26 protein-coding genes are annotated in these 26,969 nt (G+C 63.4%); 9 read left to right on the top strand and 17 right to left on the bottom strand.

Going from position 1 to position 26,969, the window contains the following annotated elements; genetic code table 11:
- Positions 1–169: 169 nt before the first annotated feature.
- The 3 genes from F753_RS40770 to rloA2 all read right to left on the bottom strand — a co-directional run bounded on the left by F753_RS40770 (position 170) and on the right by rloA2 (position 3,454).
- A complete protein-coding gene (locus tag F753_RS40770; protein WP_023446028.1) occupies positions 170–1,939 on the bottom strand; it encodes a sodium:solute symporter family protein in 1,770 nt (589 codons plus the stop codon).
- Between the two features lie 5 nt (positions 1,940–1,944).
- Positions 1,945–2,208, bottom strand: a complete 264-nt coding sequence (locus tag F753_RS40775; protein ID WP_003301490.1) for a DUF4212 domain-containing protein — start codon at positions 2,206–2,208, stop codon at positions 1,945–1,947.
- 736 nt (positions 2,209–2,944) lie between these two features.
- The gene (gene rloA2 / locus F753_RS40780; RefSeq protein ID WP_023446029.1) at positions 2,945–3,454 is read right to left on the bottom strand and encodes a retropepsin-like aspartic peptidase RloA2; all 510 of its coding nucleotides are present in this window, start codon (positions 3,452–3,454) and stop codon (positions 2,945–2,947) included.
- A 182-nt stretch (positions 3,455–3,636) separates the two neighbouring features.
- On the opposite strand from rloA2, the gene dbpA reads away from it, so the two are divergent.
- Together dbpA and yccS are read left to right on the top strand one after the other, a co-directional pair.
- The gene (dbpA, locus tag F753_RS40785) at positions 3,637–5,016 is read left to right on the top strand and encodes an ATP-dependent RNA helicase DbpA (RefSeq protein ID WP_031298033.1); all 1,380 of its coding nucleotides are present in this window, start codon (positions 3,637–3,639) and stop codon (positions 5,014–5,016) included.
- A gap of 132 nt (positions 5,017–5,148) precedes the next feature.
- Entirely contained in the window at positions 5,149–7,347 is a 2,199-nt protein-coding gene (gene yccS / locus F753_RS40790; protein WP_023446031.1) for a YccS family putative transporter, read from the top strand.
- Positions 7,348–7,504: 157 nt separating this feature from the next.
- Here yccS and F753_RS40795 read toward each other — a convergent pair whose 3' ends face one another.
- Positions 7,505–8,257, bottom strand: a complete 753-nt coding sequence (locus F753_RS40795) for a substrate-binding periplasmic protein (RefSeq protein ID WP_031298034.1) — start codon at positions 8,255–8,257, stop codon at positions 7,505–7,507.
- Between the two features lie 142 nt (positions 8,258–8,399).
- Between F753_RS40795 and F753_RS40800 the strand changes: the two genes are divergently transcribed.
- Entirely contained in the window at positions 8,400–9,584 is a 1,185-nt protein-coding gene (locus F753_RS40800; RefSeq protein WP_031298035.1) for a BaiN/RdsA family NAD(P)/FAD-dependent oxidoreductase, read from the top strand.
- Between the two features lie 24 nt (positions 9,585–9,608).
- On the opposite strand, the gene F753_RS40805 is transcribed toward F753_RS40800, so the two are convergent.
- The 6 genes from F753_RS40805 to F753_RS40830 form a co-directional block, all read right to left on the bottom strand.
- A complete protein-coding gene (locus F753_RS40805) occupies positions 9,609–9,791 on the bottom strand; it encodes a hypothetical protein (protein ID WP_023446034.1) in 183 nt (60 codons plus the stop codon).
- A 64-nt stretch (positions 9,792–9,855) separates the two neighbouring features.
- On the bottom strand, positions 9,856–10,173 hold the full coding sequence (locus F753_RS40810; RefSeq protein WP_023446035.1) for a hypothetical protein: 318 nt from the start codon (positions 10,171–10,173) through the stop codon (positions 9,856–9,858).
- Positions 10,174–10,325: 152 nt separating this feature from the next.
- Positions 10,326–12,548 carry a putative bifunctional diguanylate cyclase/phosphodiesterase gene (locus tag F753_RS40815; RefSeq protein WP_023446036.1) on the bottom strand — a complete coding sequence of 741 codons (2,223 nt, stop codon included), beginning with the start codon at positions 12,546–12,548 and terminating at the stop codon, positions 10,326–10,328.
- A 222-nt stretch (positions 12,549–12,770) separates the two neighbouring features.
- Positions 12,771–13,244 (bottom strand): PA2171 family ribosome-binding persister protein, encoded by a 474-nt coding sequence (locus F753_RS40820; protein WP_023446037.1) that lies wholly within the window; start codon positions 13,242–13,244, stop codon positions 12,771–12,773.
- A 92-nt stretch (positions 13,245–13,336) separates the two neighbouring features.
- A complete protein-coding gene (locus F753_RS40825) occupies positions 13,337–13,615 on the bottom strand; it encodes a DUF3509 domain-containing protein (protein WP_003301474.1) in 279 nt (92 codons plus the stop codon).
- A gap of 177 nt (positions 13,616–13,792) precedes the next feature.
- Positions 13,793–14,407, bottom strand: a complete 615-nt coding sequence (locus tag F753_RS40830; RefSeq protein WP_023446038.1) for a class I SAM-dependent methyltransferase — start codon at positions 14,405–14,407, stop codon at positions 13,793–13,795.
- Positions 14,408–14,717: 310 nt separating this feature from the next.
- Here F753_RS40830 and F753_RS40835 point away from each other — a divergent pair, with 310 nt between their 5' ends.
- Positions 14,718–15,098 carry a response regulator gene (locus F753_RS40835; RefSeq protein ID WP_014818786.1) on the top strand — a complete coding sequence of 127 codons (381 nt, stop codon included), beginning with the start codon at positions 14,718–14,720 and terminating at the stop codon, positions 15,096–15,098.
- A gap of 60 nt (positions 15,099–15,158) precedes the next feature.
- Here F753_RS40835 and fba read toward each other — a convergent pair whose 3' ends face one another.
- From fba to F753_RS40865, 7 genes are all read right to left on the bottom strand, one after another.
- Positions 15,159–16,223: a class II fructose-bisphosphate aldolase gene (fba, locus tag F753_RS40840; RefSeq protein WP_014818785.1), complete on the bottom strand. Its 1,065-nt coding sequence runs from the start codon at positions 16,221–16,223 to the stop codon at positions 15,159–15,161.
- Positions 16,224–16,402: 179 nt separating this feature from the next.
- Positions 16,403–16,738, bottom strand: coding sequence for an MliC family protein (locus F753_RS40845; RefSeq protein ID WP_023446039.1), 336 nt, complete (start codon positions 16,736–16,738; stop codon positions 16,403–16,405).
- A gap of 23 nt (positions 16,739–16,761) precedes the next feature.
- The gene (locus F753_RS50065) at positions 16,762–16,956 is read right to left on the bottom strand and encodes a hypothetical protein (RefSeq protein ID WP_014818783.1); all 195 of its coding nucleotides are present in this window, start codon (positions 16,954–16,956) and stop codon (positions 16,762–16,764) included.
- Between the two features lie 134 nt (positions 16,957–17,090).
- On the bottom strand, positions 17,091–18,251 hold the full coding sequence (locus F753_RS40850; RefSeq protein ID WP_023446040.1) for a phosphoglycerate kinase: 1,161 nt from the start codon (positions 18,249–18,251) through the stop codon (positions 17,091–17,093).
- 48 nt (positions 18,252–18,299) lie between these two features.
- Positions 18,300–19,346 carry an erythrose-4-phosphate dehydrogenase gene (gene epd, locus F753_RS40855; RefSeq protein WP_023446041.1) on the bottom strand — a complete coding sequence of 349 codons (1,047 nt, stop codon included), beginning with the start codon at positions 19,344–19,346 and terminating at the stop codon, positions 18,300–18,302.
- A gap of 102 nt (positions 19,347–19,448) precedes the next feature.
- The gene (gene tkt / locus F753_RS40860; protein WP_023446042.1) at positions 19,449–21,446 is read right to left on the bottom strand and encodes a transketolase; all 1,998 of its coding nucleotides are present in this window, start codon (positions 21,444–21,446) and stop codon (positions 19,449–19,451) included.
- A 94-nt stretch (positions 21,447–21,540) separates the two neighbouring features.
- Positions 21,541–22,479: a LysR substrate-binding domain-containing protein gene (locus tag F753_RS40865; protein ID WP_023446043.1), complete on the bottom strand. Its 939-nt coding sequence runs from the start codon at positions 22,477–22,479 to the stop codon at positions 21,541–21,543.
- A gap of 144 nt (positions 22,480–22,623) precedes the next feature.
- Between F753_RS40865 and F753_RS40870 the strand changes: the two genes are divergently transcribed.
- From F753_RS40870 to F753_RS40890, 5 genes are all read left to right on the top strand, one after another.
- Positions 22,624–23,520 carry a TauD/TfdA family dioxygenase gene (locus F753_RS40870; protein WP_023446044.1) on the top strand — a complete coding sequence of 299 codons (897 nt, stop codon included), beginning with the start codon at positions 22,624–22,626 and terminating at the stop codon, positions 23,518–23,520.
- Positions 23,517–24,119, top strand: coding sequence for a LysE family translocator (locus F753_RS40875; RefSeq protein WP_023446045.1), 603 nt, complete (start codon positions 23,517–23,519; stop codon positions 24,117–24,119). The genes F753_RS40870 and F753_RS40875 overlap by 4 nt, the downstream gene beginning before the upstream one ends.
- An 82-nt stretch (positions 24,120–24,201) precedes the next feature.
- Entirely contained in the window at positions 24,202–25,203 is a 1,002-nt protein-coding gene (locus F753_RS40880; protein ID WP_023446046.1) for an ArsR/SmtB family transcription factor, read from the top strand.
- A 14-nt stretch (positions 25,204–25,217) separates the two neighbouring features.
- Complete coding sequence (metK, locus tag F753_RS40885; protein WP_023446047.1) at positions 25,218–26,408, top strand: methionine adenosyltransferase; 1,191 nt, start codon at positions 25,218–25,220, stop codon at positions 26,406–26,408.
- Positions 26,409–26,631: 223 nt separating this feature from the next.
- Positions 26,632–26,964, top strand: a complete 333-nt coding sequence (locus tag F753_RS40890; RefSeq protein ID WP_023446048.1) for a hypothetical protein — start codon at positions 26,632–26,634, stop codon at positions 26,962–26,964.
- Positions 26,965–26,969 lie beyond the last annotated feature (5 nt).

Genomic DNA, 26,969 nt, shown 5'->3' on the forward strand with positions numbered 1-26,969 from the left:
GAGCCCAACAGCGGGCCGATCCCGCCCCCCGCCACACCTGCGACGATTGCCGCGATTAAATGCCAGAACATATACAACTCCCCCTAAAAAAATCGGGCTTCCATATGGAAGCCCGACTTCTACCTCAACCTTGTGTCAGAGCAGGTCTGACGTCCGGCTGCATTATCAGTTAGTGATCAAGTGCAACGCCAGCACCCTTCGGGGTACGAACGCTCTCGACCAGATCCTGAATCTCCTGCGGCGGAGCCTCGGTAGCCATCGAAACGGCGTAGGCAACAGCGAAGTTCAGAATCGCACCCACGGCACCGAAGGCCTGCGGGGAGATGCCCATCCACCACTGATCAGGCGTGTTCGGGATGCTTGCGGTGCCCGGGATGAAGAACCAGCCCAGGTACAGGAAGATGTACACCGCGGTGGAGATCACACCAACCAGCATACCGGCGACAGCACCCTTGCTGTTCACGCGCTTGGAGAAGATACCCATCATCAGTGCCGGGAACAGGCTCGCTGCCGCCAGACCGAACGCCAGAGCCACCACCTGCGCGGCGAAGCCAGGTGGGTTCAGACCCAGCCAGGTTGCCAGCAGAATCGCCGCCGTCATGGACAGACGAGCGGCCAGCATTTCGTTCTTCTCGCTGATCTTCGGATTGATGAGTGTCTTGATCAGGTCATGACTGATGGCAGACGAAATCGCCAGCAGCAGACCCGCAGCAGTCGAGAGCGCAGCAGCGATAGCACCCGCAGCGATCAGACCGATGACCCAGCCCGGCAGGTTGGCGATCTCCGGGTTGGCCAGAACGATGATGTCATTGTTCACGGTCAGCTCGTTGCCGTTCCAGCCACGCTCTGTAGCGGTCGGAGTGAAGGCGGCGTTAGCGTCGTTGTACATCTGCACACGACCGTCGGCGTTCTTGTCTTCCCACTTGATCAGACCGGTACGTTCCCAGGTCTGCACCCACTCCGGACGATCTTCATAGCGAATCGCGTCGGCAGTCGGGCCTTCCGGATAGATGGTGTCTACCAGGTTCAGGCGCGCCATCGAGCCAACGGCCGGGGCGGTGAGGTACAGCAGGGCGATGAAGATCAGCGTCCAGCCAGCGGACCAGCGGGCGTCGGCCACCTTCGGTACGGTGAAGAAGCGAATGATTACGTGCGGCAGACCAGCAGTACCGATCATCAGCGACAGGGTGAACAGGAACATGTTCAGCTTGTTGTCGACGTCAGCGGTATAGGCAGCGAAGCCCAGGTCCTGAACGACGGCGTCCAGTTTTTCCAGCAGCGGCAGACCGGATTCGGTATGGGTGCTGAACATGCCGAACATCGGGATCGGGTTGCCAGTCAGCTGCATGGCGATGAACACGGCCGGAATGGTGTAGGCGATGATCAGAACCACGTACTGCGCCACCTGGGTGTAGGTGATGCCCTTCATGCCGCCGAATACCGCGTAGGCGAACACGATGGCAGCAGCAATCCAGATACCAGCGGAGTTGCTCACTTCCAGGAAGCGGGAGAACGCCACGCCAGCACCAGCCATCTGACCGATTACGTAGGTAACGGAGATGAGGATGAGGCAGACGACAGCTACCAGGCGAGCGCCACGGCTGTAGAAACGGTCACCGATGAAGTCCGGCACGGTGAACTTGCCGAACTTGCGCAGGTAGGGCGCCAGCAGCATCGCCAGCAGCACATAGCCACCAGTCCAGCCCATCAGGTAGACCGAAGTGGCGTAACCGCCAGAGGCGATCAGACCGGCCATGGAAATGAAGGAGGCTGCAGACATCCAGTCTGCCGCCGTTGCCATGCCGTTGGTTACAGGGTGAACGCCCCCACCAGCGACATAGAACTCTTTAGTTGACCCGGCGCGAGCCCAGACCGCGATCCCGATATAAAGCAGGAACGAGGCGCCCACGAACAGCATGTTGATCCAATATTGGCTCATTGTGGTTACTCCTCAACCCCGAATTCCTTGTCCAGTTTGTTCAGCCGCCACGCGTAGTGGAAGATGATCAAAATGAACGTGATGATGGAACCCTGTTGAGCGAACCAGAAGCCTAGATCCGTACCCCCGACTGGGATTCCGGAGAGCAGAGGACGCAAGAGGATTGCAAAACCATAAGAGACCAGAGCCCAAACCACCAAGCTCCATGTAATGAGGCGAACATTCGCCTTCCAGTACGCAGCAGCATTTTCTTTATCGTTGTCGGCCATTGACGTTCTCCGCCTTATTTTTATTGCGTGTGAAGGGAACCCACATCCTGAATTTAACAGGGGTGGGTTAATGAATGAAAGCCCCGACTTTAGTCTGACGAACAACAAGAGTAGACCAATTCAGCTGCTGGAAGCCCCCTGGAGAGAGGGTCTCGGGTGGCCAAGAGCCATCGTGCAGACCGCTCGCCGTAACCTTCGCGGCAGACGGTTTTGACGCCGACCGGTGCGGCGGGGTGACGCGGAGACTCGCACCGAGGTCGAACGACTCGCTGGCGCACTTGCGAGACCGGTCGGTCACGTGACTCATATGCACCAGATGACCAAATAACAACCGAATAAAAAAAACCGGATTTAAATAAAGAAAGATGCAGCCTTATATATCGGCAACTCAACTTCTTAATTATCGTTAATCCCCAAAACGCAAATATCAGCAATCAAACTACCGCTTATATATTTCCTGCGGATTGCAAGCGCTATTTTGCGAACCCATTCTGTGGGGCAGGATTTCGATCAGCCGGGCACGTTCCAGACGGTCAGCGTTCGGGCAAAAGCCGAAGCGAATCGCGCCGCCTGGGTGACTGCCAGTATCAAGCAGGGACTCGTCAGCCCAGAAGCGGGAGGAAGATGGCGCATGGTGGCTCATGCCGCAGTGAGGAGGTGCGATCGCAGGAATATCCAGGACCGAGCCGGAGGCGATGCCGTCCGGCCCGGATGGTCGCTGGCTGGCGATGCCGCGCTAGCAGGCCGGGCGACCCGCCGTGTACTTCTCGGTTGGATAGATCGCGGCGTTGAGATCACGAATCGTCTCGGCGCCGATCAACAACGGATAACTGAAGTGCCTGCGGTCGGTGAGGTTGACCTCGACCTCACGCTGGCGATCGCCAATGCACAGCTGCATGCCGATCACCGGTCGCTCAGCCCGGGGCGGCTCGCTGTCGGGATCGACATTGCCGGCCTCTTCCGCGCGCGTCTTGATCCGACTGATGCCGAGCAGGCGCTGCTCATAAAGGGTGTCATCCGCGCCATCGACGGCCAGGCGGAAACGCACCCAGTCCTCGCCATCTCGCTTGAACTGCTCGATATCGCGCGCTGACAGGGATGCGGTCATGGCACCGGTATCCATCTTGGCGGGAAGGGTCTTGCCGATCTCCGCGACCTTGATGTGTTCATAACGTCCATAAAGGGTGGGCTCGTCGGCGAACGCGGGTAGCGCCAACAGCCCGGCGAGGAAAAGAACACGAGACAAAACAACCTCCTGGGAGCGAGTAATGGACAAATTTCGATCAGGTCGATGCCTTGGGGTTCCGTCTGGCGGTCTTGCAAAACGTTTCCCCGTGCAAGCCTATAGCCACTACAGCGCCCACCAACCGGCGCGTGCAGCGTCGGCCTGATAGACTGCAGGCCGTTCCCCGTCCGAAGATCCTTCCCGTGCCCAGTACCGCCTTTTCTTCCCTGCCCCTTTCTGCCGCCATGCTGGCGAACCTCGAAGCCCTCGGCTACGCGGCGATGACGCCGATCCAGTCGCAGAGTCTGCCGGTCATGCTCAAGGGCCACGACCTGATCGCTCAGGCCAAGACCGGCAGTGGAAAGACCGCCGCATTCGGCATCGCCCTGCTCGACCCGCTCAATCCGCGTTATTTCGGTTGCCAGGCGCTGGTGCTGTGCCCGACACGCGAGCTGGCCGACCAGGTGGCCAAGGAACTGCGGCGGCTGGCACGGGCGGCGGACAACATCAAGATCCTCACGCTGTGCGGCGGCATCTCCATCGGACCGCAGATCGCTTCGCTGGAGCATGGCGCGCACGTCATCGTCGGCACGCCGGGCCGGGTCCAGGAACATCTGAGGAAAGGCACGCTGAAACTCGACGGGCTGAACACCCTGGTGCTCGATGAAGCCGATCGCATGCTGGACATGGGCTTCTACGACGCCATCGCCGACATCATCGGCCAGACACCGGCCAAGCGGCAGACCCTGCTGTTCTCAGCCACCTCCCCCGCCGGCATCAAGCAGCTGTCCGCGAGCTTCATGCGCGACCCGCAGCAAGTGCGTGCCGAAGCCCTGCATGACGATGCACAGATCGAACAGCGCTTCTACGAAATCGACCCCGAGCAGCGCATGGACGCGGTCCTGCGCCTGCTCGCCAGCTTCCGACCAGAAAGCTGCGTGGCGTTCTGCTTCACCAAGCAGCAGTGCCAGGAGCTGGTCGATCACCTGATTGCCAACGGCATCTCGGCCATGGCGCTCAATGGCGATCTGGAGCAGCGTGACCGCGACCAGGTGCTGGCGATGTTCGCCAACCGCAGCCTCTCGGTGCTGGTGGCGACCGATGTCGCCGCGCGCGGCCTGGATATCGATGCGCTGGACATGGTGATCAACGTCGAGCTGGCCCGCGACCCGGAGATACATGTACACCGGGTCGGTCGGACCGGCCGCGCCGGCAATCAGGGCTTGGCCATGAGCCTGGTCGCCCCGGCCGAAGCCCATCGCGCGCAAGCCATCGAAAAGCTGCAGCAGGCACCGCTCAACTGGCAGCCACTGGACGGGCTCAAGGCCAAGAGCGGCGCGCCATTGCAACCACCGATGGCGACTCTGTGCATTGGAGCGGGCCGCAAGGACAAGCTGCGCCCGGGCGACATCCTCGGTGCACTGACGGGTGATGCCGGCATCCCCGGGACCCAGGTCGGCAAGATCGCCATCTTCGACTTCCAGGCGTTCGTCGCTGTCGAGCGCGGCGTCGCCAAGCAGGCACTCAAACGCCTGAACGAAGGTAAGATCAAGGGCCGCTCGCTAAAGGTCCGCGTCCTCTGAGAAGGTTCGCCTGCTGCTGAACGCGCGTATCCGGGCCGACCTTCTGCGGCCCGGATGATTGAACGCACGAGCCGGCCGTGACAGTGTTCGTGGCAGCTTCGTCCAATCTGGCCTCCCCCAACGGAACGCTCCATGCCGCAACCCTCGCTCAGCCAGTTCTTACGTCGCCTGTGGGCGCTGGAGAAGTTCGGCTACAGCCTGCGCGTACTGATCGCCATGGCCGGCAGCATGGGTCTGAGCTGGTATCTCGGGCAGCCGACACTGATCATTCCACTGTTCCTCGGCATCATCGCCAGCGCGCTGGCGGAAACCGACGACAGCTGGCTCGGACGTCTCAACGCGCTGCTGGTAACGTTGCTGTGCTTCAGCATTGCCGCCGTCGCGGTGGAGCTGCTGTTCCCATACCCCTGGCTGTTCGTCGCCGGTCTGGCGCTTTCCACCTTTGCGCTGGTCATGCTCGGCGCGCTCGGCGAGCGCTACGGGGCCATTGCCCAGGCCACCCTGATTCTCGCGATCTACAGCATGATCGCGGCCGATCAGCGCGATGGCGCACTGCAGCATCTGTGGCGCGACCCCATGCTGCTGGTGGCGGGTGCGGCCTGGTACGGCCTGCTGTCGGTGGGCTGGAACGCGCTGTTCGCCCATCAGCCGGTGCAGCAGAGTCTGGCGCGGCTGTACCGCGAGCTGGGCCTGTATTTTCGCTACAAGGCCGCGTTGTTCGAGCCGGTGCGTCAGCTGGAGGTGGAACAGCGCCGCCTGGAACTTGCGCAGCAGAACGGCCGGGTCGTCAGCGCGCTCAACGCAGCCAAGGAAACGCTGCTGAATCGCCTGGGCAACGGCCGCGGCGGCGGCAAGATCAATCACTACCTCAAGCTGTATTTCCTCGCCCAGGATCTGCACGAGCGGGTCAGCTCGTCGCATTATCCCTACCAGGCGCTGGCCGAGGCCTTCTTCCACAGCGATGTGCTGTTTCGCTGCCAGCGCCTGTTGCGGCTGCAGGCCAGCGCCTGCGCCGACCTCGGCGAGGCCATCCAGATGCGCCAGGTGTTTCGCTACAGCGAGGCCAACGGGCAGGCGCTGGAAGACCTGCAGGCCTCGCTGGAGCACCTGCGTGAGCAGAACAAGCCGGCCTGGCGCGGCCTGCTGCGCTCATTGCGTGCGCTGTCAGGCAACCTTTCCACGCTGCAGCGCCAGCTCGCCAGCGCCAGCGACCCCGGCACCCTGGAGGGCGAGCAGGACAGCAGCCTGCTGGACCGCCAGCCGCAGTCCCTGCGCGAGGCATTCAATCGCATTCGCCTGCAGCTGACGCCGACTTCGCTGCTGTTCCGCCACGCCCTGCGCATGACCATCGCCCTGGTCTGCGGCTACGCGGTGCTGCATGCCATCCATCCGGAACAGGGTTACTGGGTGCTGCTGACCACGGTCTTCGTCTGCCAACCGAACTACGGCGCCACGCGAATCAAGCTGGTGCAACGCATCAGCGGCACCTTGCTCGGCCTCATCGCCGGCTGGGCACTGTTCGATCTGTTCCCCAGCCAGCCGATCCAGGCCTTGTTCGCGGTGGTCGCCGGCGTGGTGTTCTTCGCCACCCGCAGCACGCGCTACACCCTGGCCACGGCGGCGATCACGCTGATGGTGCTTTTCTGCTTCAACCAGGTCGGCGATGGCTACGGGCTGATCTGGCCGCGGCTGTTCGATACCCTGCTCGGCAGCCTGATCGCCGCTGCCGCGGTGTTCCTCATCCTGCCGGACTGGCAGGGTCGGCGCCTCAATCAGGTGGTCGCCAACACCCTAAGCTGCAACAGCGACTACCTGCGCCAGATCATGCGTCAGTACGACAGTGGCAAGCGCGACGACCTCGCCTATCGCCTGGCCCGGCGCAACGCGCACAACGCCGACGCAGCGCTGTCCACCACGCTGTCGAACATGCTGCTGGAGCCCGGGCACTTCCGCAAGGATGCCGAAACCGGCTTCCGCTTCCTGATCCTCTCGCACACCTTGCTCAATTACCTCTCCGGCCTTGGCGCCCATCGCGAGAGCCTGCCGGACGACGCCAGCGATGCCCTGCTGGAGCGCGCCGCGCAGCAACTGGCGACCAGCCTCGACGACCTGGCCAGCGCGCTGGCGCAGAACAAGCCTGTCGCCATCTACAGCGAAGATGAAGAGGCGCTGGCGCAGCAGCTGGAGCAGACCCCGGATGAAATGGACGATGCCCACCGTCTGGTGCAGACCCAGCTGGGGCTCATCTGCCGGCAGCTGGCACCGCTGCGCAGCATGGCCTCCCACCTGATCAAGCAACAACCGGCAGGCCAGGGACAGGATTCGCGCTAGTGGCCTGTGCGGTGAGTTGGTTGAGGCACGTTCGGATGAACATGGCTCCGAGACAAGGCGCTGCGACGAGTCATAGCGGGCTATTGGCGAGGAGCAGCAACGCAGTATCGGGACCATGGGCGCCGAAATTGACCAACTGAACTTACCAAAAAGGCCACTAAGGCAACGCCGTGGGGACCGGCATTCCGTGGCGCGCGAAGATCACCGCGTAACTGCCATCCTCGACCATCGCAGCGATCTCCCGGTTGAAGGTGGCGATGATATCGCTCAGCCGAGGATGATCGCTGCGCACCACCAGCGACAGCTCCACCCGACGGAACTCGCCCGGCACGAAGCGGAGCGCATCCTGCTCATGCCCCAGCTCGCGCTCGAGATGGAACAGCGCAGTACGCTCGTCCTCCAGCGTCAGGTCGACCCGCCCGGCAAGCACCATCTTTGCTGCCTGGACGAAGTTGGCGGCATAGCCCTTCTGCAGCCGCGTGTCCTCGTTCAGCTCGTCGCTGTACATGTAGCCCCGGCTCAGCGCGATGGGATGGTCGATCAGGCTGTCGAGCCCGTCATAGCGGATGTCGCTCTCGCGGCGCTGGACCCAGCGCATCCGGTTGCTCAGAAACGGGCGTGAGCTGAGCGTGTAGTCGACGCGCTTGACCGTCGGCCAGCCGTTGATCATGTCGTAGCTGCCGTTGCGCAGACCCAGCAAAGCGCGCTCCCAGGGCACTTCGATGTATTCCACCTGATAACCCCCACGCCCGAGCGCGGTGCGGATGAGCTCGACCGACAACCCTTCACCGGGCAGGCTGCGATCGGTGTAAGGCGGCCAGACGTTGCCGGCCAGACGAAGCACTTCGGCCGGCAACGATGCGCTTGCCAGCAGCAATATCAACCCGATGACCCGCCGTGTGCCCGTCAAATTCTCTCGCTCTTCTGGCGAAACGCTATCAGCTTCAATCAAAGCACAAAGCGCGCCAGTTGACGCCAGCGTCTCGTCGGATGTCGGGCTGCATCGGAAGCGCTGCAGGAGTACCATCGCGCGTTTTCCGACGAGGTAAGCGCTGGTGCAGACTGACGTGGTGGTAATCGGTGCCGGTGCGGCCGGTCTAATGTGCGCCTTCACCGCCGCTGCACGGGGCCGCCAGGTCCTGTTGCTGGACCACGCCAACAAGGCCGGCAAGAAGATCCTCATGTCCGGCGGTGGCCGCTGCAACTTCACCAATCTGTACACCGAACCGTCGAACTTCCTCTCCAGTAACTCGCACTTCTGCAAGTCGGCGCTGGCGCGTTACACCCAGTGGGACTTCATCGAGATGGTCAGCCGCCACGGCGTGCCCTATCACGAGAAGAAACTCGGCCAGCTGTTCTGCGATAACAAGTCCAGCGACATCCTCGAGATGCTGCTGGACGAATGCGCGCAGGCTGGCGTGGACCTGCGTCTGGACACTCCGGTCGAGTCGATCGAGAAGCATGAAGAGGGTTATCTGCTACACACCGGCATCGGCTCGGTGCGCTGCCAATCGCTGGTAATCGCCACCGGCGGCCTGTCGATTCCGACCCTCGGCGCCAGCGGCTTCGGTTATCAGATCGCCCGCCAGTTCGGCCACAACGTGCTGCCGACACGCGCTGGACTGGTGCCTTTCACTATCACCGAGCCGCAGCTCAAGACGATCTGCACCGAGCTGTCCGGCACCTCGGTAGAGGACTGCCTGGTCAGCTGCAACGGCCAGAGCTTTCGCGAAAACATCCTGTTCACCCATCGCGGGCTCTCCGGCCCGGCGATTCTGCAGATCTCGTCCTACTGGCAACCGGGAGATGTGGTGCACATCAACCTGCTGCCACATCTCGACCTCGGCGAGTGGCTGGCGACGCAGAAGCAGGAGCGCCCCAATGCAGAGTTGAAGACGCTGCTCGGCGAGGTTTTCACACGCAAGATGGCCGGGCTGCTCTGCGAACACTGGTTCGCATCCAGACCACTGAAGCAATACGTACCCAGCGAACTGGAAGCGATTGCCGAGAAGCTCGCAGACTGGCAGCTGGTACCGGCCGGCACCGAAGGGTATCGCACGGCAGAGGTGACGCTGGGCGGGGTAGATACGCGGGAAGTGTCATCCAAGACCATGGAATCGCAGAAATCAGCAGGGCTGTATTTCATCGGCGAGGTGCTGGACGTTACCGGCCACCTGGGTGGTTTCAACTTCCAGTGGGCTTGGGCATCGGCCTACGCCGCAGGCCAGTTCGCCTAGCCTGCGCGACGCCGAATCGACGATCTACTCGTTAGCCTGGTTGGACGGCGGCGAAATTTCCCGCGGCCCGGCAGGATCGGTCGCGGTGTTCTGATATTCCTGCTGGTTGCGGCTGTTGTTATCCAGCGCGGACTCTTCGTCGTCCGGCGAGCACCCGGCCAGAGCCAGCGCGGTCAGCGCACCGGCGAATGCAAATTTCCACTTCATCGCTGTCTCCTGCTGAAGGCACCCCGCGGCAAGCGAGGGGTGCCCGGATCACGCGGTGCCGAACTTACTGCGAAGTACCGGTGCCAGTGCCAGTGCTGGGCGCGGTGCCAGAGCCGGATTCAGTGCCCAGGCCGCTACCGTTGTCGGCCGGCGGGGTCGCCATGTCTCCCGAGGCACCAGTGCCGGTACCCGTCCCGGTGCTCGGCGCAGTGCCGGTCCCGGTGCCACTGCCTGCAGGCGGGGTGGTGGTGTCAGTGGAAGGGGCGGCGGGCTGCTCGGTAGTCGCCGGCGGCGGGGTCGGCTCGCGCTCGCGATCTTCATCCGGGCCGCAACCGACCAACAGGAGCCCGAGTACGGGGGGCAGCAGATAAGTAAGACGCATGGTTAACCTCCTTCAGAGTGGTCCGGCAGTGGCCGGCGAATTCTTGAATCCAGCAGATTCACAGAAGGTTGACCCCCGTTTGCCGCAAGAGTGCCCTGACCGCCCCGTCAGAGCCCATCCCCCACCGATCGGCTCGACGGGCGTCGTGATCGTCACGCGACCGCCGGCTGCGCGGGACGCAGCCGCCAGAGCCCGTCGACACAGCGCTCGCCGTCGAACAATGCCTGAAGTTCCGTAGCCGGCCGCGGCCGGCTGAACCAATAGCCTTGCACCAGCTGGCAGCCCTCGGCCACGAGGAACGCCACCTGCTCGGGGTGCTCCACGCCTTCGGCGACGACGGCTAGGCCGAGGCTCTGGCCAAGGCCGATGACGGCGCGACTGATCGCCACCGAGTCGGCATCGTCCGGTGCGGCGGCAATGAAGCTGCGATCGACCTTTAGCACATGCAGCGGGTAACGTTTGAGGTAACCGAGCGAACAGTAGCCAGTACCGAAGTCGTCCAATGCCAGACGAACACCGAGTGCGGCAATCTCGTGCAACGCGCCCATCATCAGCTCGCTGTCCTGCATCAGAAGCGTCTCGGTGATCTCCAGCAGCAGGCTCGCGGGCGGCAGGCCGGTTTCACGCAGCACACGGGCCAGCAGCGCGGTGAAGCCGGGCTGCTGCAGCTGACGAATCGACAGGTTGACCGCGCAGTACAGCTGGCTCTGACCCGCCAGCTGCCAGCGGCGCACCTGACAGCAGGCCTCGCGCAGCACCCACTCACCAACCCGGACGATCTCGCGCGACTCTTCCAGCACCGGAATGAACTCATTGGGCGCCACCGGCTGGTTGTTGAAGCGCCAGCGCAGCAGCGCTTCAACGCCGACCAGATAGGGCTGATCGCCTGCTACACGGCAGATCGGCTGATAGTGCAAGGTGAATTCGCGGCGCGTCAGTGCCTGCGCCAGTGCGCTCTCGAGCTCCAGCTGGCGCGCTGCCTTGGAATGCAGGCCATCGCAGAACAGCGCGAATTGGTCCTTGCCGGCGCTCTTGGCCCGGTACAGTGCCAGATCAGCCGCTTGCAGCGCGTTCAGCGCCTGGCCATCGCGCTGCAAGGGCGCGATGCCGATACTGGCGCTGACCGACAGCGTTCGCTCGCCGAGCTGCAGCGGCTGGCGCAGCGCGACCAGCATCCGTTGCGCCACACGCTCGGCATCGGCTTCGCAGGCCAGATCGCCGAGCAGGGCGACGAACTCATCGCCGCCGAAGCGTGCAAGGTGATCGCCGGGGCGCAGGCAGCGCAGCAAGCGCTGCGCCACCTCGACCAGCACCTGGTCGCCGGCGCCATGCCCGAGGCTGTCGTTGATCAGCTTGAAGCGGTCCAGGTCCACGAACAGTAGCGCGGCAGCGCGTCCATGGGGACGCTGCTGCACCTCCTTGAGCAGCTCCTCGAGGTGCAGACGGTTGGCCAGGCCAGTCAACGCATCGTGACGTGCCGCGTGACGCAAGCAGTCTTCGGCGGCCTTGCGCGCGCTGATATCGGTCTGCGAACCGGCCATGCGCAAGGTCCCCAGCTCGCAGCGTTCGGCCACACCGCGCACCAGCACCCAGAGGTACTCACCGCGCTCGGTACGGACGCGGTACTCGTGAACCAGCGAAGGGCTGCGCCCGTTCAGGTGGTCGGCGATGGCCTCGCGCAACCCGGGCAGATCGTCCGGGTGCACCCGTTCGAACCAGCTGCGGCTGCAGTAGCTGGGTTGTGCTGGCATTGCCAGCATGGCGGTCCAGCGCTCGGAAAGGTGCAGCCGGTCATGCTCGACGTCCCACTCCCAGATGCCGTCTTCGGAGCCGCGCAACGCGCGCGTCAGGCGCGCTTCGCTGTCCTCCAGCGCATGTCGCTGCGCCGCACTGTAGGTGTCGATGGCGAGAATCATGTCGAAGAAAACGATCTTCAGCAGGCTGTCGTAAACCGCATGCTGCTCGTCGTCGCCTACCAGGGCGCGCAGCATTTCCGACAGATAGAGCCGGTAAGCCCCGAGATACCACTCCAGGTCGACGCCGACGCGCTGATGTACCAGCCCGACCAACAGGCGATCACGCACATAGTCGCGCTCATATGGCCCGTTCCAGAGGCGGCGGTAGTACTCCTGCTGGCGCTGCTTGAGGCGTGTCAGACCGGCGCGATCGCTGCGCATCGCTGACGGCTGGCCGAAGTCGGCAAGGTGTTCGTAGAGTTTTTCGATGAAGACCCGATGCGCCGGCTCGAGCTCAGCCGCCGCCCGGTTAAGGCGCAGCGCATCGCTGGCTTGCCATTGCAGAAAACGCTTGCGCGTAAGTATCTGGTCGAGGCCCAGCCCGACTCGTTGCAACAGCGCCTTCAGCTCGTCTTCCATGCCTTTCCCGATGCGATGGCCCGCCCGGCGCGCCCACCTTCCCTTGGCGTTCTGCCAGTCAGGGGCGACGATCAGGTACGGTACCAATTGATGCCATAAAGCCATCTAGGGTCGCAGCGGCGCTTCGTCGCATTATTGATGCAAGTCAGCGAAGCGATGGGTCCGGGGGCAGACGATAGTCGGGCGCACCGAGGCAGGACGCCCCGGCAGCCCATCAGGTACTCAGGCCGCCAGCTTGGCGGTCAGCTCCTTCTTGAGGCGGGCGCGCAGTTCGCTCATCTGCTCACCCATTTCCTCGAGGCGCTTGGCATCGAAAAGCTCGCGTGCCTGCGGGAACATTTCCGATTCCTCTTCCTCGATATGGTGCTCGAGCAGCTCCTTGCACACCTTGGCGCGACCGGAGAATTCGAGGCTGCCGGGATCGGTTGCCTTCAGATCCGGCAGTACCAGTGCATCCACCGCACGGTGTTCTTCCTTGGCCTCGTGGTACATCTTTGCTTCTTCCTTGCCGCCAGCTTCCTTGTAGGCGGGATAGAGAATCTGCTCTTCCAGCTGGGTATGGATGGTCACTTCCATTTCCAGCTTGCTCAGCAGCTCGGTGCGTGTCTTCACGGCACGCTCGGTGGAATCGGTCAGGCGCGTCAGCAGGTCCTTCACGCGCTCATGATCCTCAATCAACAGGTCGATGGCGTTCATGTGGCTATCCTCTTCGGCTTCACGGCAAACGAACCGGGCTCTGCGGCCCGGTGTCGAAAAATATGGCTGCGGTCATCCCGCAGCCGGGCGGCTCAGGCGTACTCGTAGGTCGGCAGTGCGGTACGGCTCTGGCTCTGCAGATGTGCGATGGAAGGCGACATCCCCGCCTCCAGCGCGAGGTCCCGGCGTACCGAGCTGACGACCCATTCCAGTTGCATCCGGGTCTGGGTCTGGCCCTTGGAAAGCGCTCGCTTGACCAGAACACGGTCGTCGTTGCGCAGGGTCAGCAGCAGCCCGCCATCCGGGCGGGGCTCGGTGAGCACTTCGAACTCAGGAAATGCGGCAGTGAGGAATTGTTGTGCAGCGGTCATTGTTCTGTACTCCAATAAGTTCCAGCGAACCTAACGGAGCAGCGTTCGTGCCAACCTGACCAATGATTTTTTATCTAGCAAAAACAATAACTTATGAAATTATGCCCAGGCATTAAGCCGTGCAAAACGCAATACGAAGCGTGACGCAGGTTGCATTCTGCGGTCTGCATTGACCGTTCAGCCCTTACGCCAGACACTCGCTAGCCAAGGTTGTTCCTCCCGTGGCAGCCCAGCGGGGCGGTAATAGTGCTCCAGTTCGACGAAACCGGCGGCCAGCAGGCGTTCGCACCAGGTCGGCCAGGCATACCAGACGCCGTAGCGATCTCCACTCCAGCCCTCCTGGTCCTGACCGCGCGGGTTGGAGCAGAACAACACCCCACCCGGCTTCAAGCTATCGCTCAGCTGCAAAAGGACCCTGGGCAATTCGGTGCTAGGCACGTGAAACAGCACCGCATTGGCGAAGATCCCATCGAACGATTGGGCCGGAAGCTCCAGTTGCAGCAGATCCTGATGCCAGACTTCACAGCCACTGTCGGCGCGAGCCATCTCGACGAACGCCTCTGTTCCATCGAGACCTATCGCCACATGCCCACGGGTTCTCAGGGTCTTCAGATCACGACCTGGACCGCAGCCGAGGTCGAGGATGCGCAGCGGCGGTTCTGCCCGAATGTGACGCAGAAGGGCATCGATGTTCTGGCTGACGTCGTGGTCGAGCGTACCCTCGCGGAAAGCCTCTGCATTGAGGCGGTAGTAATCGAGCGTGCGCTGCGCGGCGGCCTCGGTATCGTTCATGGGCGACTCCAGCAAGAGAATGGCGCAACCCTAGCGCGGCCTCGAGCCTGGGGCCAGTGCTGCGACCGACCTGTACTGCCGGTCAGGCACCCCCGGCTGCCCCCCGCTAGGCGCCCCCGGCTAAGGTAGGCATTGAGCGTTGCGCCTGGAACGGCGAGGATGCCACCCACAACGTGCGCCAGCGCACAGCCGCCGGTAGAAAGCGACGACCGTCCGGCTGCAGGACTGAAACTTGCAGCGCGTAACCTGTCGAAATCCTGTCCGGCTCTACAACGGCTGGAATGCAGCGAAACGCAACATCGAGACCACCATGAACCACGCACTGCCGAAAATCGTTCTGCTCGTCGAAGACGAGCCGCATATCCTCAGCCTGCTCTCGGACTATCTGGCCAGCGAGGGCTACCAGGTACTGGAAGCGGACAGCGCGCCCAAGGCATTCGAAATCCTGGCGACCAAACCGCAGCTGGATCTGTTGGTAACCGACTTCCGCCTGCCCGGCAACGTATCCGGCGTGATGATCGCCGAGCCGGCACTCAAGCTGCGGCCCGACCTCAAGGTGATCTTCATCAGCGGCTATCCGATCGAAATCTATGAATCGGGCAGCCCCATTGCGCGCTCGGCGCCGGTGCTGGCCAAGCCCTTCGCCCTGGACACGCTGCACAGCCAGATTCAGGCATTGCTCGCCAGCTGACCGACACTGCGCCGAAACGAAAAAGCCCGCATAGCGCGGGCTTTTTCACGTCTGGACGGATCAGTTGATCTTCGGGTCCAGTTCGCCGCTGGCGTAGCGCTGGAACATGCCTTCCAGGGAGATCGGCTTGATCTTGCTGGCGTTACCGGCGGTACCGAAGGCCTCGTAGCGGGCGATACAGATGTCGCGCATGGCCGAGACGGTCTTGGCGAAGTACTTGCGCGGGTCGAACTCACTGGGGTTCTTCGCCATGAACTCGCGAATCGCGCCGGTGGAGGCCAGACGCAGGTCGGTGTCGATGTTGACCTTGCGCACGCCGTACTTGATGCCCTCGACGATTTCTTCGACCGGCACGCCGTAGGTTTCGCCGATTTCACCACCGTACTGGTTGATGATCTGCAGCCACTCCTGCGGCACCGACGAGGAGCCATGCATCACCAGATGAGTGTCCGGAATGCGCGCATGGATTTCCTTGATGCGCTGGATCGAAAGGGTGTCGCCGGTCGGCGGCTTGGTGAACTTGTAGGCGCCGTGGCTGGTGCCGATGGCGATCGCCAGGGCATCGACCTTGGTCTTGGCGACGAAGTCGGCGGCTTCTTCTGGATCGGTCAGCAGCTGGCTGTGGTCCAGTACGCCCTCGGCACCGACGCCGTCTTCCTCGCCGGCCATACCGGTTTCCAGGCTGCCCAGGCAGCCCAGCTCACCTTCCACGGAAACACCGCAGGCGTGAGCGAAGGCCACGGTCTGCTGGGTCACGCGCACGTTGTAGTCGTAGTCGGCGGGGGTCTTGCCGTCTGCCTGCAGCGAACCGTCCATCATCACCGAGGAGAAGCCGAGCTGGATCGAACGCTGGCAGACATCCGGGCTGGTGCCGTGGTCCTGGTGCATGCACACCGGGATGTGCGGGAATTCTTCGATCGCCGCCAGGATCAGATGACGCAGGAACGGCGCACCGGCGTATTTGCGGGCACCGGCGGAAGCCTGGACGATCACCGGGGAGTCGGTCTTGTCAGCCGCTTCCATGATGGCGCGCATCTGCTCGAGGTTGTTGACGTTGAAGGCCGGCACGCCGTAGCCGAACTCGGCGGCGTGGTCGAGCATCTGGCGCATGCTGATGAGTGCCATGTTTTCCTTTCTCCCGGTCTGGGTCGTTTGATCGTGTAGAGCCTGCCGCAGTGGCCGACGCTGTTCAAGCGCCGCACGCTGGGCGCGGCATTGTAGTGGCGGGGGCGGCAAATGCCAGCGTCCCGCCAGCTTTCAGTCGAAAACCCCGCACCGGCGAGGCCTGTATGAATCATTAGCCGCTAGATGCTGATGAGCGACGCACTGCAGCCATGGGCCAGCACCTTGTCATCGGCGACGCGGTACACCAGCGCCTCGTTACCCTTGTCGTGGAAAGCGAGTACGCCATCGCTATAGAAACTGCCGCGGGTGGCTGGTTCCTTTCGCAGGGTATGAATACGTTCGTCATTGCCCACTTTCAGGTCGATCGCCGAGTGCTGGTCGTCAGCGTATCGCCAGGCGATGTTCTGCTGACTCTGGCATTTCCAGCGCACGAATGGCGCATCCGGGCCGGATTGCCAGTGGCCACAACCGCCGAGCAGCAACGCTGCGATCAGCATGGACAGGCCTTTGTTCATTCCTTCTCCTTGGCAAACGGTGATCACGGGCAATCCTGCAGGCCGTCTTGCGTGGTGATGGTCGGGTCGCCCGTGGCCTGCATTTCGACTCGCTGGTCATGCTCGGCAGTCGGGCTGAGGACAGGCGGTGGGTCGAGTACCTGGCAAGCGCTATCCGGTGAATTCCCGGCGCAACCGGCCAACCCCAGGCAGCAAACAGCAACAACGGCATATCGCATGGTGCATCCCCTTTCCTTGTTCCAGATAGAACAAAGACCACGGCGAGCCGCCGGGGTTGCTCCATGCGCTGCCGGCCCGGCATCTCCTGGGCCGGCAGGCGAACGGCACAAGGCGTTCACCTCGCCCGCGAAGTTCAGTCGGCGCGCTGTTCCAGCACTTCGACCGCCGGCAGCACCTTGCCCTCGACGAACTCGAGGAAGGCGCCACCACCGGTGGAGATGTAGGAGATCTGCTCGGCCACGCCGTACTTGTCGATGGCTGCCAGGGTGTCGCCGCCGCCGGCGATGGAGAACGCCGGGCTCTGGGCGATGGCCTGAGCCAGCACCTTGGTGCCGTTGCCGAACTGGTCGAATTCGAACACGCCGACCGGACCGTTCCAGAGGATGGTCTGCGAAGCCTTGAGCATTTCGCCGAACATGGCGGCGGTCTTCGGGCCGATATCCAGGATCATGTCGTCGTCGGCGACGTCGGCGACAGCCTTGACCGTGGCCTCGGCACTCTCGGCGAACTCCTTGGCGACCACCACGTCCACCGGCAGCGGCACGGCAACCTTGGCCGCGATGGCCTTGGCGGTGTCGAGCAGATCCGCTTCATGCAGCGACTTGCCAACGTTGTAACCCGCCGCGGCGAGGAAGGTGTTGGCGATGCCGCCGCCGACGATCAGCTGGTCACAGATGTCGGCCAGCGAGGTCAGCGCGTCGAGCTTGGTCGACACCTTGGAACCGGCGACGATGGCGACCATTGGCTTGGCCGGGGTTTTCAACGCTTTACCCAGGGCATCCAGCTCTGCCGCCAGCAGCGGGCCGGCGCAGGCCACCTTGGCAAACTTGGCCACACCATGGGTCGAGCCCTGGGCGCGGTGCGCGGTGCCGAAGGCGTCCATGACGAAAACGTCGCACAGCGCGGCGTATTTCTGCGCCAGCTCGTCGGTGTTCTTCTTCTCGCCCTTGTTGAAGCGCACGTTCTCCAGCAGCACCAGCTCACCCGGCTGCACCTCGACGCCTTCGAGGTAGTCCTTGACCAGCGGCACTTCGCGGCCGAGGGCCTTGGACAGGTAGTCGGCGACCGGCTTGAGGCTGTCTTCCTCGCTGTAGACGCCCTCTTCTGGTCGCCCCAGGTGCGAGCAGACCAGCACTGCCGCGCCCTTCTCCAGCGCCAGCTTGATGGTCGGCAACGAGGCCAGGATGCGTGCATCGCTCTTCACCGCGCCATCCTTCACCGGCACGTTGAGGTCCTCGCGGATCAGCACGCGCTTACCCTGGAGGTCGAGATCGGTCATCTTCAAAACGGTCATGTTGGTCTTCCTTAAGGTCGAGAAGCAGCGATGTTCCAGGCGCGGGGGCTAGGTGCGATTGGCCACGCGCAGATAGTGGTCGGTGACGTCGAGCATGCGGTTGGCGAACCCCCATTCGTTGTCGAACCAGGCCAGCAGGTTCACCAGGCGCGGGCCGGACGCGCGCGTCAGGCTGCCGTCGACGATCGCCGAATGCGGATCGTGATTGAAATCGCAGCTGGCGTGGGGCAGCTCGGTATACGCCAGCAAGCCCTGCAAGGGCCCGCCTTCGGCGGCCTCGCGCAGCACCCGGTTGATCGTTCGCGCATCGGTATCGCAGGCGGTTTGCAGCGTGATGTCCAGACAGGACACGTTCACCGTAGGCACCCGCACCGCTTTGGCCTGAATCCGCCCCGAGAGTTCCGGCAGCAGGCGTTCGATACCCCGCGCCAGGCCGGTGGACACCGGAATTACCGACTGGAAGGCCGAACGGGTGCGGCGCAAGTCCTCATGGTGGTAGGCGTCGATCACCGGCTGATCGTTCATCGCCGAGTGAATCGTGGTGATCGAGGCGTACTCGATGCCCACCGCGTCGTTGAGCAGCTTGAGCAATGGCACGCCGCAGTTGGTGGTGCAGGAAGCGTTGGACACCAGCCGCTCGGCACCCGTCAGCTGTTGCTGGTTGATACCCATGACCACCGTGGCATCGACATCCGCCGCGCTGGCCATCGGCTGCGAGAACAGCACCCGCGGCACACCCGCGGCGAGAAAGCGCTCGCCATCGGCGCGACTGGTGTAGGCGCCCGAGCACTCCAGCACCAGATCGACGTCCAGCGCCCGCCAATCGATGGCCTCGGGCGTCGACTCACGCAGCACCTTCACGCAGTGTCCGTTGAGGTGCAGGCAATCGCCGTCCACGCTCACTTCACCGGGAAAGCGGCCGTGGGTGGAGTCGAAACGGGTGAGGTATTCCAGGCTGGCCATGTCGGCCAGATCGTTGAGGGCAACGAACTGAAAATCGAAGGCGGCGCCGCGCTCATAGAATGCACGCAGCACGCAACGGCCGATGCGGCCGTAGCCGTTGAGGGCGACGCGATAGGGACGGGCGTTGGCCATGGGTTCTTCGTCGGTCCTGCAGGTGGAAAACCGATGTTCTCCACCCTACGCGGATGGGGCTCGATGGGTGAATGGCCGCAGCCATCCACCCCATCTTTGCGGTCAGTCCTCCAGCAGCTCTTCGGCGACGGCGAGGATGTTGTCGACGGTGAAGCCGAATTCCTCGAACAGCTGATTGGCCGGAGCCGATTCCCCGTAGGTGGTCATGCCGATGATGCGACCGTCAAGGCCAACGTACTTGTACCAGTAGTCCGCGTGCGCCGCCTCGACGGCGATACGTGCACCGACTTCCACCGGCAGCACCTGCTGCTTGTAGGCGGCGTCCTGGGCATCGAACACGCTGGTGCAAGGCATCGAGACGACACGCACCTTGCGGCCCTGCTCGGTCAGCTTGTCGGCGGCCTGCACCGCCAGACTGACTTCCGAACCGGTGGCGATGAGGATCAGCTCCGGCTCGCCGGCGCAGTTCTTCAGGATGTACCCGCCGCGGGCGATGGCCGCCTCGGTCTCGTTGTCGCGCACGTGGAACGGCAGGTTCTGACGCGAGAAGATCAGCGCGCTCGGGCCGTCCTTGCGTTCGACCGCATGCTTCCAGGCCACCGCGGATTCGACGGTATCGGCCGGGCGCCAGGTGTCCAGGTTCGGCGTGGTGCGCAGGCTGGTCAGCTGCTCGATCGGCTGGTGAGTCGGGCCATCTTCGCCAAGACCGATGGAGTCGTGGGTGAAGACGTAGAGCACGCGCAGCTTCATCAGGGCGGACATGCGCACGGCATTGCGGGCGTATTCCATGAACATCAGGAAGGTTGCGCCGTACGGAATCAGGCCGCCGTGCAGGGCGATGCCGTTCATGATCGCGGCCATGCCGAACTCGCGCACGCCGTAATACATGTAGTTGCCCGAAGCGTCCTCGGCGACTACCGGCTTGCAGCCCTTCCACAGGGTCAGGTTGGAGCCGGCGAGGTCCGCCGAACCGCCGAGCAGCTCCGGCAGCAGCGGGCCGAAGGCATTCAGACAGTTCTGGCTGGCCTTGCGGCTGGCGATGGTTTCGCCCTTGGTGGCGACTTCACGGATGAACTCGCTGGCCTTTTCGGCGAAGTCAGCCGGCAGCTCGCCGGCCATGCGCCGCTTGAACTCGGACGCCAGCGCCGGGAATTCGGTTTCATAGGCGGCGAAGCGCTTGTTCCACTCGTTTTCGGCGTCGGCGCCCTTCTGCTTGGCGTCCCACTCGGCGTAGATCTCGGCCGGAATTTCGAACGGACCATGCTTCCAGCCCAGCGCCTCACGAGTCAGGGCGATCTCGGCGTCACCCAGGGCAGCACCGTGGGATTCTTCCTTGCCCTGCTTGTTCGGCGCGCCGAAGCCGATGATGGTCTTGCAGCAGATCAGCGTCGGACGGTCGCTCTTGCGCGCGGTCTCGATGGCCATCTGGATCTCGTCGGCGTCGTGGCCGTCGACGTTGCGGATCACCTGCCAGCCATAGGCTTCGAAGCGACGCGGGGTGTCATCGGTGAACCAGCCGTGCACTTCGCCGTCGATGGAGATGCCGTTGTCATCGTAGAAGGCGATCAGCTTGTTCAGGCCAAGGGTCCCGGCCAGCGAGCAGACTTCGTGGCTGATGCCTTCCATCATGCAGCCGTCGCCGAGGAACACATAGGTGTTGTGGTCGACGATGTTATGGCCGGGGCGGTTGAACTGCGCCGCCATGACCTTCTCCGCCACGGCGAAACCGACAGCGTTGGCCAGGCCCTGACCGAGCGGACCGGTGGTGGTCTCGACGCCGGCGGTGTAGCCGAACTCCGGGTGGCCCGGGGTCTTGCTGTGCAGCTGGCGGAAGTTCTTCAGGTCATCGATGGTCAGGTCGTAGCCGGTCAGGTGCAGCAGCGAATAGATCAGCATCGAGCCGTGGCCGTTGGACAGCACGAAGCGGTCGCGGTCGGCCCACTGCGGGTTGGTCGGGCTGTGCTTCAGATGATCGCACCAGAGCACTTCGGCGATGTCCGCCATGCCCATGGGGGCACCCGGGTGGCCGCTGTTGGCTTTCTGCACAGCATCCATGCTGAGGGCGCGGATGGCATTGGCTCGCTCACGACGGCTGGGCATCGCTGAATCTCCTGCGGGGTGTACGTAGAAAAAGGCGGCCATTTTCCCCTACCGAGGGTGGCCGCGGCAATGACTGAATGGCCGCCCCGCAAGCTCAATCCAACAGCTCGACGCCCTGACTGGTCACGTCCGGCAGGTGTTCGAGCAGGTAATCGCGCATGCGCATCAGGGTCGCCGACTCATCGCCGCCGCCAGGCCAGACCAGGTAATAGCTGTCACCGGACTTCACTGCCTGATGGAACGGCAGCACCAGGCTGCCGCGCTGCAGCTCGGCGCCGACCAGCGCCAGGTCGCCGATCGAGACACCATGCCCCTGCGCCGCGGCGGAGATGCCCAGCTCGAGGGTGTCGAACAGCTTGCCCTGCTGCCAGGCGATCTGATCCGCGCGCCCGGTACGCTGCAGCCAGCGCCGCCAGTCACGGCAATCCCGCGAGGGATGGATCAGCTCCGCCTCGCCCAGCCGCTGCGTGGTCCAGACCGTGGTGCCAAGCAGTTCGGGGGCACAGACCGGCACCAGCCACTCATCGAACAGCTTCACCCGTCGCCAATCAGCGGGGAAACCGCCGTTGCCAAGCAGAATTGCACAGTCGAACGGCTCGCTACTGAAATCCACTGCGTCCAGATCCATCCAGGCACTGGTCAACTGCACGCGGTTCTGCGGATTGGCCATATGAAAGCCCTCCAGCGTGCCCAGCAACCAGCGCATGGTCAGCGTCGACGGCGCCTTCAGGCGCAACGCACCGCGCTGGCGGGTCACCGCAACGCAGGCGTTTTCGATGGTGCGAAAACCGATCTTCAACTCCTGCGCCAGCAGTCGCCCGGCATCGGTCAGCGTCAGACGCGAGCCGTGCCGCTCGAACAGCTGGCAGCCGAGATGCTCTTCCAGCGTCTTCACGTGCCGGCTGACCGCACTCTGGGTGATGAACAGGCTCTGCGCGGCCTGGGTGAACGAGCCGAAACGCGCCGCCACCTCGAAGGCGCGCAAGGCATAGAGCGGCGGCATGCGCGGTGCTGCGACAACCGAATCCGGCATGACTAAAACTCATCCTTAGGGGTCATTTTTTCCATTTTCCAATCTTTTCCAGCGTCCCAATACTGCGCCAGCAATGGGTTCCGGGCCAGCTTCGGCATTCACTTAACGCGCACGCGCACCAATTAAAACTCAGGAAAGGATGCCATGCAGAACAAATACTACGAGACGCTCCTGGCCAATGCGGTAGAGAAGAGCGCGCTGCAGCATGAGCAGATCGGCCAGATCATCAATTTCAGGCTGTTCGGTAACAAGAAAGGCTTCATGACCCTCGAAAGCCTGCCCATCGGCGACATCCCGCCAACACCGCTGAGCCGCGACCTGCTTTGCAAACCCGACGACAGCAGCGAGCGCCTTCTGCTGCAGGCCACCGCCCTTCTCGGCGAACCGATCGGCTATCTGCAGGAGTCCGAGGGCTGCATCGTCAACAACTTCTTCCCGCAGCAGGCACATTCCCGCGGTGCAACGTCGGACAGTTTCGATACCGAACTGGACCTGCACACGGAAAACGCCTTCCACGCCGTACTGCCCGACTATCTGGTGCTGCTCTGCCTGCGCCAGGACCCCGACGCGGAGGCGGTCACCTATATCGCCTCGATCGAGCGCATCCTCGAGCGACTGACCTTCGAAGAGCAGGCGTTCTTCCTCACCGAGCCGTACAACTTCCTGTCCGATTACGGTCCCACCGAAAAGAACCAGCGCATCGACATCAATCGCCACCAGACCATTCTCTACGGCGACCCGGATGCACCTTTCTTCCGTTTCGACCCGCACTTCATGCTGGCCTTCAGCAGCCGCGCCCAACAACTGATGGACAAGCTGCGCGCCATAGCCTGGGAGGTGGTCGAGCCGGTGCGGCTGAATCGTGGCGACATGCTGATCATCGACAATCGCCGCACCGCTCACGCGCGCAGCCCCTTCAGTGCACGCTTCGACGGCAGCGATCGCTGGATCCAGCGCGCCTTCGCCATCACCAATCCGAACTTCTATGCCGAGCGCCTGGGCAAACGCAGCCGGGTATTCGGCCTGGTGACCGAACTATGAACGCAACCTATCTCGCCTTTGCCGCGGCGGTCGCCCTGTTGATCGCCTCTCCCGGACCGGTGGTTGCACTGGTGGTATCCGACGCGCGCCGGCGCTGGCCACTGTGGACGATTCTCGGCGGTGCGCTGTCTGCGCAGATCCTGATGATCGCCGCACTGGTGATGATCTACCTGGCGCTGGACCTCGACCCGCTGGTGCTCGAAGCCGGGCAGATCCTCGGCGGCCTGTACCTGATCTGGCTGGGCTGCGACAGCCTGTGCGGCGGACGCAGCGAGGCCGCCATGCCCAAGCGCAGCGAGGCGCACTATTTCTGGCGGGCCATGGCGGTGGGCCTGTCCAACCCCAAGGACATCCTGTTCTTTCTCGCCTTCCTCCCCGGCTTCATCCTGCCCGCGCAGCCGTTCGCGCCACAGGCGACGGTGCTCATCGTGATCTGGGCGGTGATCGATCTGAGCATCCTGCTCGCCTACAGCCTGCTCTCGCGCCGTCTGGCCGGCGAAGGACTGCTTCAGCGCCTGCTGGATATCCTGCCGAACTACTTCCTCATCGGCCTTGGCCTGGTGTCGTGCACCCTGGGGTTGTCCCGCCTGCTGCAGTAACCCTTCGCCCAGAAGGGCAATATCAAAACTTTTTGATATTGCCCTTGCTGTACGAAAAGTGACCGACTAGACTGCGCGCCTTATGAGCCTGCGCATGCCCCAGATCCGTTTCGACGCCAGTGATTCGCTCGCCGCCCTGTGCAAGGCCGGCGGAGATGCATTGCGTTTGAACGTACTGCGGGCGCTGGCCAGTGATTCGTTCGGCGTGCTCGAGCTGGCGCAGATATTCGCCATCGGTCAGTCCGGCATGAGCCACCACCTCAAGGTACTTACCCAGGCTGGGTTGCTGGCAACCCGCCGCGAAGGCAACGCGGTGTTCTACCGGCGCAGCCTGCCGCTGGCCGACAGCCCCGGCGGCAAGCTGCACGCGGCGCTGCTCGAGGAAGCCGATCGGCTGGAGCTGCCGCGCGAGATCGAGGCCCGTATCGCCGCCGTGCATGCCCAGCGCAGCGCCGCCAGCGAGGATTTCTTCGCGCGCATGGCCGACAGCTTTCAGGCCCGCCAGGACCTTATCGCCGGGCTGCCGCAGTATCGCGACAGCGTGGTGGCCTTGCTCGATGCACTGAACTTCGATGCCAGCGCCACGGCGCTGGAAGTCGGTCCCGGGGATGGCAGCTTCCTGCCGGAGTTGGCGCGGCGCTTCGCACGCGTAGTGGCGCTGGACAACAGCCCCGCCATGCTCGACCTGGCGCGTGCGCGCTGTCAGGAAGCGGGGCTGACAAACGTCGAGCTGAAGCTCGCCGACGCACTGCACGACGACTGCCCGCCGGCCGACTGTGTGGTGCTGAACATGGTGCTGCATCACCTGGCGGCGCCCGGCGAGGCGATCAAACAACTGGCACGGCTGGTGAACGCGGGCGGCAGTCTGCTGGTCACGGAGCTGTGCAGCCACAACCAGAGTTGGGCCAGGGAGGCCTGCGGCGATCTCTGGCTGGGCTTCGAACAGGACGATCTGGCCCGTTGGGCCGATGCCGCGGGGCTCACGCCCGGCGAGAGCCTCTACATTGGCTTGAAGAACGGTTTTCAGATCCAGGCCCGGTACTTTTCCCGGTCCGTCCCTGACGACCGACTCACCCACCGGTAATAGGAAACCGATAGATGAGCGAATACTCGATTTTTACCTCCGAGTCCGTGTCCGAAGGGCATCCGGACAAGATCGCCGACCAGATCTCCGATGCGGTGCTCGACGCCATCATCGCCGAGGACAAGCATGCCCGCGTGGCCTGCGAAACCATGGTCAAGACCGGTGTGGCGATCGTTGCCGGTGAAGTCACCACTTCGGCCTGGGTCGATCTGGAGCAACTGGTGCGCGACGTCATCGTCGACATCGGCTACAACAGCTCGGAAGTCGGTTTCGACGGCGCCACCTGCGGCATCATCAACATCATCGGCAAGCAGTCGGTGGACATCGCCCAGGGCGTCGACCGCACCAAGCCGGAAGACCAGGGTGCCGGTGATCAGGGCCTGATGTTCGGCTACGCCAGCAACGAGACCGACGTGCTGATGCCGGCGCCGATCCGCTTCTCCCACGCCCTGGTCGAACGCCAGGCCGAAGCACGCAAGAACGGCCTGCTGCCATGGCTGCGCCCGGACGCCAAGAGCCAGGTCCCCTGCCGCTACGAGAACGGCAAGGTCGCCGGCATCGACGCCATCGTGCTGTCCACCCAGCACAACCCCGAGGTCAAGCAGAGCGACCTGCGCGAAGCGGTGATGGAGCTGATCATCAAGCACAGCCTGCCCGCGGAGCTGCTGCACAAGGACACCCAGTACCACATCAACCCGACCGGCCAGTTCGTCATCGGCGGCCCGGTGGGCGACTGCGGCCTTACCGGCCGCAAGATCATCGTCGACACCTACGGCGGCATGGCCCGCCATGGCGGCGGTGCGTTCTCCGGCAAGGACCCGTCCAAGGTCGACCGCTCGGCCGCCTACGCCGGCCGCTACGTGGCGAAGAACATCGTCGCCGCCGGCCTCGCCGATCGTTGCGAGATTCAGGTGTCCTACGCCATCGGCGTAGCGCAGCCGACCTCCATCTCGCTGAACACCTTCGGCACCGGCAAGCTCAGCGACGACAAGATCATCGCTTTGGTCCGTGAGCATTTCGATCTGCGCCCTTACGCGATCACCCGCATGCTCGACCTGCTGCACCCGATGTACCGCGCCACCGCGGCCTACGGCCACTTCGGCCGCAATCCCTACGAGATGACGGTGGGGGCCGACACCTTCACCGCCTTCACTTGGGAAAAGACCGACAAGGCCGACGCTTTGCGCGCCGCTGCCGGGTTGTAAGCGCGACCGCACCGACAAGAAGCCCCGCCGGCGCAAGCCGCGCGGGGCTTCTTGCTTTCAAGAGGGGTAGAGCCGCAACAGACACCCTCCGCTGCCAGCAGTGCATCACGAAACCTCCATTCCAGAGCCTTTCCGTTATGCAGGCCAACAGCTATCATCAGCGCCCTTTTCGAACGGACTCGATCGATCACCTGTTGTGATCGGCATTACAAGGAGCGTATCCATGCGTATTTCCCTCATTCTCGGCTGTGCCGCCGTCATCCTCGCCAGCACCTCGCTGCAGGCCGCCACCACTGACGCGCAAGCCAAATGCCAAGCGCAGCTGGCCGCCCAGCAGGGCAATCTGGAAACCGGCAAGCTGCTCGGCCAGATGCTAGGCAACGAAAAACTCAGCAATGCGCTGAATCAGGTCGAAGACGGCTGCGCTCAGTTGGACGCCGACGGCCTGGCAGCCAACGCAGCTGGCGACGACGCTGGAGCAGTGAATGAGAAGGTCCAGGCTGTCACCCAAGCCAAGGATGCAGTTCTCGGTCTGGGCAAGATGTTCGGCAAGTAAGCCCC

The sequence above is a fragment of the Stutzerimonas chloritidismutans AW-1 genome, assembly GCF_000495915.1.
In the GTDB taxonomy this organism is placed as follows: Bacteria; Pseudomonadota; Gammaproteobacteria; order Pseudomonadales; family Pseudomonadaceae; genus Stutzerimonas; species Stutzerimonas chloritidismutans.